This window comes from Streptomyces sp. P5F9 (genome assembly GCF_057961495.1).
Genome location: NZ_JBXVPZ010000003.1, coordinates 66134 through 79865, shown reverse-complemented (window position 1 = coordinate 79865; position 13732 = coordinate 66134). Strand labels below are relative to the sequence as shown.

The window sequence follows — 13732 nt, the reverse complement described above, 5'->3', positions numbered from 1 at the left end:
TTTTCAGCGACCGTCGGAGTCGCTGTGAACAAAAAAGGTCCCGCTCAGCGCGTGGTGGGGCACACCCGCCGGTACGGCGCGTCGGGAACGTACGTCCGCCACTGCGCCCTGGTGAGTCCTCCGCCGGCCCGCACGCACAGGATGCGGGCGACGTCGTCCGGGGCGACCGGGTGGCGCTGGAGCAGCACGTCCGGGCCACCGGCGTACAGGGTGGCGCCGTCCCGGGTGAAGGCGACGGTGTCGATCTCGGCGCCGGGTGTGGGCAGGTCGCTGCCGAGAAGACGTTGCCCGGCGGTGTCCCACAGGCGCAGAGTGCCGTTGTGGCCGCCCACGGCGAGGGTGCCGCCGTCGGGGGAGAAGGCGAGCGCGCCCACGGCCTCGGGCTCGCCCCCGGAAACGGTGTCGGAGGTGCCGGTCAGGATGCCCATACGGGTACGCAGGTCACCGCCCCACAGGGTGACGTGCCCGGTGGAGTCGCCGACGGCGAGCCGGGTGCCGTCGGGGCTGAAGGCCAGCGCGGTGACCTGCTGATCGTCGGCCAGGGCGCGCCCGCTCACGCGATTGGACGGCAACTTGGCGTACCGGTCGGCGGAACCGGCGAGCAGCCGGCCGTCGGGCCGCAGGGCCAGCCTGTCCGCGTTGAGGGCGCTCAGGGTAGCCGTGCGGCGGTGGGCGGTGGTGTCCCAGACCTCGGTCGTGCCGTCGCCGCCCGGGGAGCGAGCGGCCAGCAGGGTCCGGCCGCCTGTGCCCAGGGCGAGAGCGGAAACGATGCGGTCTGCCGCACCGGACGTCTGGAACGACGTACGGACCCGGTGCGCGGGAACATCCCAGATGGTGAAGCGCTGCCGGAGGGAGCCGTGCGAGGACACGGTGTCGGCGACGGCGAGGGCCCGTCCGTCCGGACTGAAGGCCAGCGGCGGGGTCCCTTCGGCACCGTCGCCCGGCAGGGCACCGAGCATCGTGCGCGCCTGGACGGCACCTGTACGTGTGGAGCGCAGTTCGAAGCGGTAGCCGGGGCCGGACCGGGTGGCTGTGGCGAGGACGGTGCCGTCCGGGCTGAGCGCGGTCGCGTCGGCGGGAGTGCTCTGCCAGCGAGCGTCCAGACGGTCGCTCAGGTCGTAGGTGCGCACCGTGGCGCCGTCGAGATAGCGCAGTGTCCGGTTCCTGCCCGGGGCCCAGGTCAGGCCCCTCACCTCGGCACCGGCCAACGGAGCGTGGAAGACCTGTACGCCGCCGAGGTCCAGCGACCACGCGGCGATCTCCTGGTCGTCGGCTGTGGCCAGGAACCGCCCGTCCGGGGAGAGGACCGCCTGGCTGAAGCCACTGGTGCCGGCGCTCTGGAAATCGGCCACCTCCCGTCCGCCGGAGACATCCCAGACCGTGGCCGTGTTTCCGGAGAACACGGCCAGGCGCCGGCCGTCCCCGCTGAACCGCAGCAGCCGGGAACCGCCGTCCGCCCCCGAGCCGGTACCGCAGACGGTGCCTCCCGCCTTCTCCCAGGAACCCGACAGCCTCTTGCCATGGACGGTGTCCCACACCTGGGGCGCGCCTTCGGCGGGACACAGCGCGAGGAGGCGGCCGCCCGGGCCGACCGCTGCGGCGGTAAGGGCGCGTGGCGTGTCCGTGGTGAACAGAACCTTGCCGTCGCCCGCCCGGTGCATCTTGACCGGACCGGGACCATCCGTCGGTCCGGTGGCGTAGGTGCTGCCGTCGGGCGCCGCCCAATAGGACGCGTCGCCCAGTTCGGCGACCGGTCTGCGGGCGGCCAGATTCCACAGCTCGTTGCCGTCCTGGCCGGTGAGAACGAGGGAGCGGGTATCGAGGCCGGCGTCCGAGACCTCCGTGCCGCCGGGCAGCCGGTAGGTGGCGGTGACACGGTGGTCGGCCACGTCGCGGACGGTCACTTCGGTGCCCGTGACCGTGATGAGGGCGCGGCCCTGACCGGTGAGGAAACGCCGGGTGTTCTCGCCCGTCTGCGGGTCGGTGAAGGCGTCCCTCTCCGGCCGGGCCAAGGCGTCGAGGAGGGCTGAGCGGGACTCGGACAGCGGCGCGAGCCGCCAGGCCGCGACGGAGAGCAGTGCGGCCGTACGGGGGTCGGCGGAGCGCAGACTGTCGGCCACCGTGGCCAGACGGCCGGCGGCCGCCTTGGCCGCCTCGTCGTCACTGGCCCGGTCACGCTGCCAGGCCAGCAAGCCCCCGGCCAGGGCCAGTACGAGGAACACGGAGAGCCCCACAGTGAGCAGACCGGTACGGCGGGCCGCGCGTGTCCCGGCCTCCAGTTCGGCATCGCGCGCGGCGAGGGAGGTGTCGAGGAAGACCCGCTCCGGCTCGGCGAGGTCGTCCCGGGACCGCCCGGTGAACAACTCCTCGGCCCGGGCCAGCCGCGTCCCCCGGTACAGGGCGCCCGCGTCACGGTCCAGCTGCTGCCAGGCACGGGCCGACTCCCCGAGGAGCCGCTGTGCGCGCAGCCCATCGCGGTCCTCGTCGATCCAGGCGGCCAGTCGGGGCCATCCCGTGATCAGCACCTCGTGGGCCAGCTCGACGGTGTCCCCGTCCAGGGTGACCAGCCGGGCGGCGGCGAGGCGTTCCAGCACGTCCTGCGCGTCGGGCCCCAGCTCGTCCCGCGACGCCGGTCGGCGCGTGTCGGCGGCGCCGTCGCCGGGGGCGATCAGCCGCAGGAGGATGCGGCGGGCGGTGCGGGCCTGCTCCGGCGCGAGGTCGCCGTAGACCTGCTCGGCGGTCGTGGCGATCGCCCCGCGCACCCCGCCGGCCTCCTCGTACGCGGCCAGGGTGAGAGTGCGGCCGCGACGGCGACGCCAGGTCTCCAGCAGGGCGTGCGAGAGCATCGGCAGGGCGCCGGGCCGGTCGGTGACCTCGTCAATGAGGCGGGCGGTCAGCGCGCGCTCCACGTTCAGGCCCTCGGCGGTCGCGGGGCGTGTGATCGCGTCCCGCAGCTCGTCCCCGCTCATGGGCCCGACCAGCAGGTTCGCGCGGCTGACCGCCTCGGCCAGCTCCTGGTGGGCGCCGCAGTGGCCGTAGAAGTCGCCGCGCACGGCGATGGCCACGCACAGCCGGCTCTCCGGGTCGCGGGCGCGCAGCAGCAGGTCGAGGAAGCGGGCGCGTTCCTCGCGGTCGTGGCAGAGGGTGAACACTTCCTCGAACTGGTCGACGAGCACCCAGGTGTCCAGGTCGCCGTCCTTCGGGAGGAGGGCCTCCTCGTGCGTGCGTGAGGGCTGTTCACCCGGTGTGAGCACGCGGATCACCGCCGGGCGGTCGGCGTCCTGCGCCTGCCGCAGCGCCGGGATCAACCCCGCCCGGAGCAGCGACGACTTGCCGCTGCCGGAGGGGCCGAACACGGCCGCGAACCGGTGCGCGCGGACCAGGCCCAGCAGCTCGTCGACCTGCCTGTCCCGGCCGAAGAACAAGTCGCTGTCACCCGGCTCGAACCGGGCCAGCCCCCGGTAGGGTGCCCGCTCCTCGACCGAGGACGCCCGCACCTCCGCGTCCGCCTCCCGCCAGCGCCGCTCCCACTCGTCGGGGTCGGCGTCCAGCACCTGGACGTACGCCCGCGTCAACGCGAGCGAGGGCAACTGATCGCCTGCCGCCGCCTGGGACAGGGCCGTCGTCGAGTAGCCCGCGCGCTCGGCCATCTCGCGGTACGGCGGCTTGCCCGCCTTCTCCCGCAGCATGCGCAGCTCGTGCGCCAGTCGCTGCACCGGCCCCGCATCCGGGTCCAGCGGCTTCTCGCGTCGTCCCACGGGGCCGTACCTTTCGACCTGCAAACACACCGGTGATCGGCGCCCAACCTATGGTCGGCCGCCGATCAGGGGCAATTCCGGCCCAATCTGCGGACGCGGGACCGACACGGCCGTGCCTCCGACCGGTACGGCCGGAGGCACGGCGTGCGAAGCGCTCAGCGCACGGTGCGGTACGCGGTGTGGATGGTCTCCGTGGCGGAGTTGCCGCCGGTATCGGTCAGGGATGCCCGGAAGGAGACGGTTCCGGGCTTCTTCGGGTGGGTGAGGCTGAGGTACCGCTTGCCGGCGTGGTCCGTGCGGACGGCGACCGGCTTCCAGCTGCGGCCGCCGTCGTAGGACACGCGCACGGTCAGGGACTTCAGGTGGCCCTTGACCGCGGCCGGGCCCTGCAGCGACACCGGCACAGTGACGCGGGCGCCCGCCTTGGCGGTGCTGGTCAGGCTCAGCTTCGGATGGAAGCGGACGACGGACAGGGGCAGGGCGATCACCTTGTTCTCGTCCTCGCTGCCACCGGAGGTGAAGGCCCACACCACCTCGACACGGTCACTGACCTTGTAGTCCTTGGCGCGGGTGGCGGTCATGGCCAGCCGGTACCTGGCCGTGCCGGTCGGCATGCCTCTGCCGACGGCGGTGCACGGGTCGGAAAGGTCACCGATGAGGGTGGAGCCGGAGGTGAGGCGGGCACGCACGGTGGCGTCCACGCCGGTCTCGTCGCCGGCGCCGTCGGCGAACATCGGCACGCACACCTGCCAGTAGTGGCCTTCTCGCGCGCCGCCGAAGGTCCCGCCGGGTGAGACGGCGGGCCCGTAGACCCCGCCGTTGAGCGTGATCCGGTAGTCCCGGCCGGGTTCGAAGCGGCGGGCGGTGTTGGTGGACGCCCAGCCGTCGTGGCTGTCGCCGTCCAGCCGGGCGCCCAGCTGCCAGCGCAGGCCGTGATCGGTGGTCAGGTACTGGGTGACCGAGGCGGCCGGAGCCGCACGCCACAGGCCCAGGACACCCTGCACCGTGTGGTTCAGCACCGACCAGCCGGGCACGGTCCACAGGTTCAAGGGCGCCGTCTGGACGTGCGTGAGCGTGGCACCGACCGCGGCGTCCACCCGGGCCATGCCCCGGGTGGAGGAGTAGATGCGGTTCAGACCGTCGAAGAAGGTGCCGGTGTGGGTGGTGATCAGGTGGTACGCAGGTGAGGTGGCGGTGCGCTGCCAGATCCCGCCGGCCTGGGCGATGAAGGATCCGGCGGGGGCGTCCGGCCCGACCTGGCCCAGGAAGGTGTCGCCGGCGAAGACGCTGGTGGCGTCGGCGTAGTCGTAGGCGGACTTGGCGCCGTGGGCCGCGAGGACCACCTCGGCGTCCTGCATGTGCGCCCGGTGATCCGGGGCGGTGACCTTGACCGGCTCCGCCTTCCGCCCGTCCAGGGCCAGGGAGATGTCGTGGTCGAGTGTCAGGCGGGGCGCGACCAGCATGGCGATCTTGTCGTGGGCGTCGATGCTCTGGGAGTCGACGAGGTAGCGGCCCTTGGGCAGGCGCAGGGTGACGGTGCCGTTGCGGCTGATGCCGTTGTCGTAGGGGTTGTACGTCTTGCCGGAGTCCAGTCCGACCACGGTCAGCTGCGGTTCGTCGTCGCGCTTGCCGTCCCTGCGGGTCACGGTGAGGGTGAGGTCGTAGGACTCCACCTCGCGGTTGACGGCCAGGGCGGAGCGCACGCTCTGTCCGTCGCCGGTCGCGGTCACCGCGCCGGAGTAGACGCCGTCGGCGCTGCCGGTCCGGGTGTCGGCGGTGACCGTCGCCTGTGCGGTGCCGCCCGCGGGGACGGTCAGCCGGGCCGGGGAGACGGTGAACATGCCGTCGGGCGCGCTGCCGCCGCCGGGAGCGTCGGCGGCCACGGCCAGGTCCAGGGCGAGGGACTGGGCGCCGGAGTTGCGGTAGGTCAGGGTCCTGGTGACCGGGGTGTCGTCGCTGTGCGGCCAGGACTGGGTGCCGAAGTCGGCGGAGACCGGTTCGGCGGTGACGGTGGCGCCGGTGGCGCGGATCAGGTCGACCCGGCCGGCCCCGGTGTCGTAACCGGTGGTGCCGGTCAGCGGCTCGGCGGAGGCCGTCAGCGCGGCCTTGATCCGCTCGCCCGTCCAGTCGGGATGTTCCTGGGCGAGGAGCGCGGCGGACCCGGCGGCGTGCGGTGTGGCCATGGAGGTGCCGGACATGGACACGTAGCCGGGCGCCACCTCCTCGCCCAGGCTGGTGTGCGCGGCCTCGGCCGCGACGATGTCCACGCCGGGCGCGGCGATGTCCGGTTTCAGGGCGCCGTCCGCGGTCGGGCCGCGGCTGGAGAAGTCGGCGATCTTGTCGGAGTGGTCGACGGCGGCCACGGTCAGGGCGGACGCGGCCGATCCGGGAGTGTCGATGGTGGTGTCGGAAGGGCCCTCGTTGCCGGCGGCGGTCACGAACAGGGCTCCCGAGGACGCCGACAGGCTGTTCACCGCCATCTCCAGCGGGTCGATGCCCGGAGTGTCGGTGCCGCCCAGGCTCATGTTGACGACCTTGGCGCCCTGCGCCACGGCCCACTGCATCCCGGCGATGATCGACGAGTCGCTGCCGCCGCCGGAGTCGTCGAGGACCTTGCCGATCAGCAGCTTCGCGCCGGGCGCCACGCCCTTGTATGTGCCGCCGCTCTTCGCGCCCGAGCCGGCGACGGTGGAGGCCACGTGCGTGCCGTGGCCCACCTCGTCGACGGTGGAGCCGGAGCCGGAGAAGTCCTTGGCGGCCAGGACACTGTTCTTCAGGTCCGGGTGGGTGGCGTCGACGCCGGTGTCCAGGACGGCCACCTTCACGCCCTTGCCGTCGTAGCCGGCCTTCCAGGCGGCCGGGGCGCCGATCTGCACGACCCCGCCTTCCGGGTCGGGGCCAGAGGAGGCCCGCGTGTCCATGGTGACCCGGCCGTCCAGCCACACGCGGTCGATGCCGGGCGCCGCCGTCACGGCGCCGCTCCGGCCGACCGGGTCGGTCAGGGTCCGCCACACCTGCGCGGCGTCCGGTTTGTCGGCGGTCAGGGCCTCGCCGTGGACGGCCGGAAGCCGGCGCTCGACATCGGTGTCGGCGGCAAGCACACGCCGGGCGGCGTCCTGGGCGCCGCTACCGCCCTTGTACGAGACGATCAGCGGCAGCTGCCCCCGGTGGGTGTCGTCGTATCCGTCCTTCACCAACTGCGTGACGTCGAACAGCTGGCGGTCCAGCCGCCCTCCGGCCAGCAGCTTCACCGCGTCGAAAGGAATGACGTAGGTGTGGCCGCCGGTGCGCCGGACCGAGTAGCCGATGTGCCCGCGGCCCTTGCCGTGCCGCACAGCCGTCACCCGGCCCGTGCCGTCCACGCTCACCGTGTCACCGGTCACCAGTGTCACGTGGACGCCGGCCCGGGCCGACCCGCTCGCCGCTCCGGCCGGCAGGTCCGGTGACGGGCCCGCTGCCGCCGGAACGACGGCGGTGGCTGTAAGCCCGGCGACTGTCATCAGGGCCGCTATCCCGTATGAGGCACTCCGCGCCGTCAGTCTCTTTCCGATGCGGCTGTGCATGTTCCGCAAGGTGCTGTCTCGCTTCCCGATAGGTCGGTGGATGGTCCCCGGACGAGGCCTGTCTGCGCAGGCGCACACGGGCGGCCCCTGGCCCACGCAAGGGGGGCATGTGAGCCGGGGCCGCCGGAGCCGTCGGCGGGGGAGTGCCGTCGGCCGGGATCGAGTCTTGTCCCGCGAGGAATTGGTCAGTAGGCCCTCACGGGCGCTGAAAAACCGTGCCGGGCCCCTGTCCGTGTCAGGTGTCGGCCGTTCGGCCGGTGTGCGCGGTCCGCAGCGTTGTGGCAAGTGGCCGTTCGGCTGATCCCGCTGTGCCGGTGGGAGGTTAAGGTCGCGCCGTGGATCTCCTGAGCAGCGTGCGTGCCCTCGGTACGTCTCCCGGACCGGATGGCCGTCGACGGGGCTTTCTGAAGGTGTTCGGCATCGTCCTTCTGTTACTGGCGGCAGGCGCGGACGTGCTGTTCGCCGGTCTCGACGGCGGTTCGTGGTGGCCGCAGACGGTGGTGCTGCCGATCGGTCTGGCGGCGCTCCTGTGGCCCGTCGCCCGGCGGCCGGCATGGCTCACCGTGACGGTGCGCACCGCCGTGCCCGCAGTCGTCTCCGGTGCGGTGACGGCGGCCGTGTTCTGGTCCCGACAGGAGGCGCTGTCCGGCCCGGGCGAACTCGCGGTCCTGCTGTGCCTGCTCCTGATCGCGGTCCGTGACTGCCCCGTGCGGTGGGCGGCGGTGTGCGGCGTTCTGGACGGTGCGGCGGTTTTGGCGCTGCCCTACAGGGAGGCCCTCGGCGAGTCGTCGGTCAACCCCTTCGGAATGCTGCTGGCGGTCTGCGCGGTCGCCGGACTCGCCGGGTACCTGCGCGCGCTGGACCACCGCCGCCGCGTGGCGGTCACCGAGACCCAGCGCGCCGAACGCCTTGCCATGGCGGCCGACCTGCACGACTTCGTGGCCCACCACGTCACCGGGATCCTGGTGCAGTCGCAGGTGGCTCAGCTTCTGGCCATGTCCGACCCCGAGCGTCTGGCGGGCATCCTGAAGGACGTCGAACGCTCCGCCACCGAGGCCCTGGCCTCCATGCGCCGTACCGTAGGCCTGATGCGCGAGGTCCGGGAGACCGGTGGCACCGGTCGCGACCCGGCGGGCGATCTGGCCGTACTCCCCGAACTGGTGGAGGGCTTCGGCGGGCCCGTCGGCCCGAAAGCCGCGCTGCGCCGTGACCCCTCGGTGCCCGACGACCTGCCGCATGAGGCGCAGGCCGCCGCTCACCGTGTCGTCCAGGAGGCCCTCACCAACGTACGGCGGCACGCCGCCGACGCCACTGAGGTGACGGTCGGTCTGGCCTACGACGGCCGTGCGCTGGTGGTGACGGTGCGCGACGACGGCCGCGGCGGCACCCGGTTGCCGGCCGCCGCGCGTGGCGGCGGCTTCGGCCTGGTCGGGCTGACCGAACGGGTCACCGCGCTCGGCGGCGAGCTGCGTACGGGACCCCGATCCGACCGCCGGGGCTGGGAAGTGATGGCGATCCTGCCGACGGAGAAGACATCGTGGTGACCGCCTGGCGGAACGCCGGAAGCGCTGGTCCGCGGTCGATGAGGTGATCGGCTGATCCAAGCGGAGCGTACACACGGGGAGTCCACGGTGTGGGCCCACGTGCCTCGATGACCGGGTCGGCGGCCGCGGCAGGACCCGTTAGACTCCGTCATCCGCCGTTCGGCCGAGGTCCCTCCCTTCGCGGTCAGCCGCTTGTGGCCGTTCGGCCGACGCGGCGGTCCTGCCAGGAGGGAAGAGTGAGCTCGGTCTACGCCTGAGCTCGGTTCATGCCCCGACCGCATGAGTACGCGATGGTTTCTGCGCGCATGCCCGGCCCGTCGTGTGGCCGGGGCGCGTGGACTTCGCAGGTGACCGGAACAGGAGAGGTGAACATGGTGATCCGGGTGGTCGTCGTGGACGACCAGGACATGGTGCGTTCGGGGTTCGCGGCGTTGCTGTCGGCGCAGAGCGACATCGACGTCGTGGGGGAGGCGCCCAACGGCCGCCTCGGTGTCGAGGTTAGCCGCAGTACCCACGCGGACGTGGTGCTGATGGACGTACGGATGCCAGAGATGGACGGGCTGGAGGCAACACGGCAACTGCTCGATTCGCCGCCCGGCGTGGTGCACCGCCCCAAGGTGCTCATGCTGACGACTTTCGACATCGACGACTACGTCTACGAGGCCCTGCACGCTGGAGCCAGCGGCTTCCTTCTCAAGAACGCCCCGGTCTCCGAACTCGTCCAGGCGGTACGGGTGATCGCCGCAGGTGAGGCGCTGCTCGCTCCGTCCGTCACCCGACGCCTCATCGAGGACGTGGCCCGGCGCCGCCCCGCCCCGCGCAGGGACGCCCAGGTGCGGCTGAACGGCCTCACACCCCGGGAGACGGAGGTGCTGCTGCTGGTCGCGCAGGGCCTGTCGAACACGGAGATCGCCGCGGGGCTGGTGGTGGCCGAGCAGACCGTCAAGACCCACATGACCCGGCTGCTCGCCAAGCTCGGTGCCCGCGACCGGGCGCAACTCGTCGTCATGGCCTACGAGTCGGGGCTGGTGGCCCCGGGCAGGCCGCACCCGGCCCCGGGCACGTAGTACCGGGGTGTGACAGCGGAGTTGGCACCCGGGTGTGACGTGCCGACCCGCCCTCGCGCTTTAGCGTCACCGCGTCCTGACCAACCAGACCGGTTTCGCACGGAGCGCGCATGCACCAGCACATCGACATCGACCACATCGTCCGCCTCTACCGCGCCTATGCCCACGATCTCGACCGGGTCCGCGAGAAGCAGCGGGAACTGCTCGCGCCGCCGACCTCGCTGAAGGCCCAACTCGACGACATCGAGGCGGAGATCACCTACCTCCTGCTGCGAGAGGCCCGTCCGGAGACGGTGGTCGAGATCGGGACCTTCCACGGCTGGTCCACCACCTGGATCCTCCAGGCACTGAAGGACAACGGCATCGGCCACCTCTACTCGTACGACATCGTGGACCATGTCGAGCGCAACGTCCCGGAGCGGCTCTCCACCGGCTGCTGGACGTTCACGCAGGGGGACGCGCGGGAGAACCTGGAGAAGATCCCGGACACCGCGGACTTCCTCTTCATCGACGCGGCGCACTCGGCGAGTTTCGCCCGCTGGTACATCCAGCACCTGCTGCCGCGGATGCGGCCGGGCATACCGGTGTGCGTCCACGACGTCTTCCACGGCCGCCGCCCGCTGCCGTTCACCGAGGGCGCGGTCGTCCTGCGCTGGCTCGCGGAACAGGAGAACACCTACTTCACCGCCTCCAAGGCGCACGCCCCCGAGATGCATCACCGTCTGAACGACGTCAAGCGGACCCTCGCCCTGGGCCACCCTCTCCGGGACAGCAAGGACAACCCCATGATCTTCTTCACTCTGCGCTGAGGCGCCGACACGGAGATGCCCCCGGCGGACAGGGAAGGTTCCCGCCGGGGGCTGCTTGCTGCGGATCCGTGCGTCAGAACGCGGGGACCGCCGAGGGCCGAGCCTTGTTGATGTTGCTGACCAGGTTGCCGGCCAGCGGGAAGTTGGCCTTGCCCCAGGTGGCGTCGGACAGCTTGGTCCTGAGGTCGCTCCTCATCAGGTCCAGGGTGAGCAGGCCAGGCCTGTCCCAGCCGCCGTCGCCCCAGGCCTCCGGCGCTTCGCCCCACTTGGCGAAGCGGAAGGCATGGGTGCTCGCGCCGTCCTTGTGGTAGACGATCTCCACGTGGGTGCCGTCCATGGGCACCTCGTTGATCGGGTGGGTGCTGTAGCCGCCGTGCCGGGAGGCGGCCAGATAGCTGGGCTTCTCGGCGCCCTGCTTCTGGAAGACCACGACGGACTCCCAGTCGTGGCGGTGCCCGAAGGCGTCGGCCCCGTTCAGCGTCTGGTCCTTCTCGAAGTAGAGGCCGTAGACGTACGCACACCAGCCGTTCCTGCACAGCGACTGTGAGTACGTGTTGGCCTTGCCGAGGTGTCCGGTTCGGCAACCGCCCGTGATCGACCCGCTGTTCTTGAGGCCGCCATTGAGGGTTCCGTTCGTGTCGATGGCTGCCGCGGGGAAGCAGCCGTCCGTGTCGTAGTCGAAGTCCGGCATGTACTTCTTCTGGAAGGCGGTTGCCTTCGGGGTCAGCGGATTCAGTACGGCGGCGGAGGCGCTGCCCTGGAGGCCGACGGTCAGTGCGGTGGCGCTGAGCGCGACGAGCAGGGTGTTGCCGAGGCGGCCGCGGGACTGCTTGCTGCGCTTGACTGCGTGGGACATGTGCTGCGTCTCCAGTTGCTCGGTCGGCCGGGGCTCCGGCGTGGTCCGTGCCGGGAAAGCCGGCGGGGCGAGTCCGAGAATGGGCCGCAGGGGATTGTTCAGCAGCCGATTTGATCAAAATGAAAAATTCCATGCCGAGGATTGGCGGGTCGTTTCCCATGCCGTCACACACCGCACAACCTGGGGCCGCTTAAGGACAGGGGAGCGGATTTCACGGAGCGGACGCCCCGTCCGGCGGCCATGTCGCGGCACCAGGACCGTCATGCCCGGGCCCAGTACCTCGGGACTGAGGGCAGCCACCGGTTCCGGGAAGGCGCCGATACGCGGAGTCGGCCGGTCGGTGGTGTACCGCGCTCGGTGACGGGACCACGAGAACACCCGGCTCCCGCAGCTGGAGGCCGGCATCGGCCTGAAGCAGGGCGGGCGGCGGTCGAGGCGGTCGAACCGGTTGCCGAAGTTGCCTCACGTGACTCTGGTCTCGTCCCGCTTCTCGGGCGACAGAAGTCCCGAGCCGGGATCCTGGCCGGCGCCACCCGAAGCCGTGTCGCCGCTGTGGTGCTCGGCGGGCTGGATCTGTTCGTAGACGTGCGCGACGCGGCGGGCTGACAAGATCTGCTGTGCCCACATCCTGCGCGACCTGACCGGCGTCATCGAGGGCGAACCTGAGCCGAGATGGCCCAGGACGCACTGCGTGACTTCCACACCGCCGTCGAGACCGCGAAAGTCGCAGGCCACGACCGGCCCGACGACGCCGTCAGTACCGAACTGCACCACCGGTGGCGGCACGCCTACCTGGTAGGCCTGGCCCAGAACACCGGACGGCGCACCAGCCAGAACAAGCGTCACCCCGCCTGGGTGGCCGCAGAGATCCTCAACAAGCGCACCAGCGAGATCCTGCTCTTCACCACCCGCTTCGACATCGGGTGCACCAACGATCCGGCCCAGCGGGCCCTGCGGATGGTCAAACTCCGGATGGAGGTCGGTGGTTGCTGGCGCCGCGTCGCCACCGCGCAGTGGTACTGCACCGTCCACTCCTACCTCGACACCGCCCGGGCGCACGGCCAGGACTGCGGATTCACGCGGCTGCTGGCGGCTTCCAGGGGTTGGCGTTGAAGGCGTCTCGGAGTGCGTCCAGGAGGCACCGGACCCGATTTCCAGGGCAGCGAGCGGACGAACCGGCGGGCATCGAACGCGATCTGGTGGGGCAGCTGAGCGCACGCCGTCCTTTCGGCACAGGGGACGGGGGCCCATGGACCCGGGACGCCCGGCATTCACCCGGCGTCCGGCCGGCCTGCGCTTTTTTTTCGTTCGGCGAGCATGTCGATGAGTTCCGCGGCGCTCCACAGGGTGTGCCGTTCCACCTCGGCGTCGATGAGCCGGGGGTCGCCGTCGAGGATCGCGTCGATCAGCCGTTCGTGGATGTGCAGCGCGCGGTCGGGGTCCGAGCGGGTGCTCTCGTCGACGGTGATGGCGATGTTGATCTGGGCTTCGACGGTTGGCCACATGCGGGTGAGCATGCTGTTCTCGGAGGCGGTCCAGATCGTCCAGTGCAGGTCGATGTGGGCCTGGTGCAGGCGGTCCGTGTCCTGGGAGGCGTTCGCGGCCTTGTACTCCGCGAAGCTCTCGCGGAGTTTGGCCTTGCGGGAGGCGTCGGGGTCGTCGGCCAGGGCCCGGGCAGCGAGTTGCTCCAGGGCCATGCGGACCGCGGCCACGTCTCGGATGAACTTCTCGTCGATCGTGGTGACGACGACACCGCGGTAGGGCTGCTGCTCCAACAGCCCTTCGTGGATCAGCTGGTAGATGGCCTCGCGCAGGGTCGGGCGGCTGACCCCCATCTGCTGGGCGATCTGGACTTCTTTGAGCCGCTGCCCCGGCCCCAGCTCACCGGCCGGGATGGCGCGCCGCAGCTCGTTCACCACGGCGTCGCGGCGGGTCTGGTTGGTGACCTGCCGAGGGCCGGACGGTGTTGTAGGTGTGCACCCAGGCGTAGACCGCGGCCTGAGCCGCGGGCAGATCGGCGAACGGACCGGATACGTCGGGCAGTTCGCGCCTGAGAGTCTGATGCTCTCCTGTAGCCGAGACAGTGTCGCCCAACTCGCTGACGCCACCCCACACACTCACACCTGGTCCATCAA

At 71.5% G+C, this 13732-nt stretch carries 10 protein-coding genes; 4 read left to right on the top strand and 6 right to left on the bottom strand.

Features of this window, described 5'->3' with window-relative positions:
• Positions 1-44: 44 nt before the first annotated feature.
• A complete protein-coding gene (locus AC31A1_RS01275; protein ID WP_489651368.1) occupies positions 45-3758 on the bottom strand; it encodes an nSTAND1 domain-containing NTPase in 3714 nt (1237 codons plus the stop codon).
• 155 nt (positions 3759-3913) lie between these two features.
• Positions 3914-7258, bottom strand: coding sequence for a S8 family peptidase (locus AC31A1_RS01270; RefSeq protein ID WP_489651367.1), 3345 nt, complete (start codon positions 7256-7258; stop codon positions 3914-3916).
• Positions 7259-7665: 407 nt separating this feature from the next.
• Between AC31A1_RS01270 and AC31A1_RS01265 the strand changes: the two genes are divergently transcribed.
• The 3 genes from AC31A1_RS01265 (at position 7666) to AC31A1_RS01255 (ending at position 10741) form a co-directional block, all read left to right on the top strand.
• Positions 7666-8865: a sensor histidine kinase gene (locus tag AC31A1_RS01265; protein WP_489651381.1), complete on the top strand. Its 1200-nt coding sequence runs from the start codon at positions 7666-7668 to the stop codon at positions 8863-8865.
• A gap of 371 nt (positions 8866-9236) precedes the next feature.
• The gene (locus AC31A1_RS01260) at positions 9237-9932 is read left to right on the top strand and encodes a response regulator (RefSeq protein WP_489651380.1); all 696 of its coding nucleotides are present in this window, start codon (positions 9237-9239) and stop codon (positions 9930-9932) included.
• A gap of 110 nt (positions 9933-10042) precedes the next feature.
• The gene (locus AC31A1_RS01255; RefSeq protein WP_489651366.1) at positions 10043-10741 is read left to right on the top strand and encodes a class I SAM-dependent methyltransferase; all 699 of its coding nucleotides are present in this window, start codon (positions 10043-10045) and stop codon (positions 10739-10741) included.
• A 73-nt stretch (positions 10742-10814) separates the two neighbouring features.
• Here AC31A1_RS01255 and AC31A1_RS01250 read toward each other — a convergent pair whose 3' ends face one another.
• Positions 10815-11597 (bottom strand): NPP1 family protein, encoded by a 783-nt coding sequence (locus tag AC31A1_RS01250; protein ID WP_489651365.1) that lies wholly within the window; start codon positions 11595-11597, stop codon positions 10815-10817.
• Between the two features lie 462 nt (positions 11598-12059).
• Positions 12060-12248 (bottom strand): hypothetical protein, encoded by a 189-nt coding sequence (locus AC31A1_RS01245; protein WP_489651364.1) that lies wholly within the window; start codon positions 12246-12248, stop codon positions 12060-12062.
• A gap of 21 nt (positions 12249-12269) precedes the next feature.
• Here AC31A1_RS01245 and AC31A1_RS01240 point away from each other — a divergent pair, with 21 nt between their 5' ends.
• A complete protein-coding gene (locus AC31A1_RS01240) occupies positions 12270-12710 on the top strand; it encodes a hypothetical protein (RefSeq protein WP_489651363.1) in 441 nt (146 codons plus the stop codon).
• A 158-nt stretch (positions 12711-12868) separates the two neighbouring features.
• Here the strand turns inward: AC31A1_RS01240 and AC31A1_RS01235 are convergent, their stop codons facing one another.
• Together AC31A1_RS01235 and AC31A1_RS01230 are read right to left on the bottom strand one after the other, a co-directional pair.
• Entirely contained in the window at positions 12869-13513 is a 645-nt protein-coding gene (locus tag AC31A1_RS01235; protein ID WP_489651362.1) for a GntR family transcriptional regulator, read from the bottom strand.
• A complete protein-coding gene (locus AC31A1_RS01230; protein ID WP_489651379.1) occupies positions 13479-13712 on the bottom strand; it encodes an integrase core domain-containing protein in 234 nt (77 codons plus the stop codon). The genes AC31A1_RS01235 and AC31A1_RS01230 overlap by 35 nt, the downstream gene beginning before the upstream one ends.
• Positions 13713-13732: the final 20 nt, after the last annotated feature.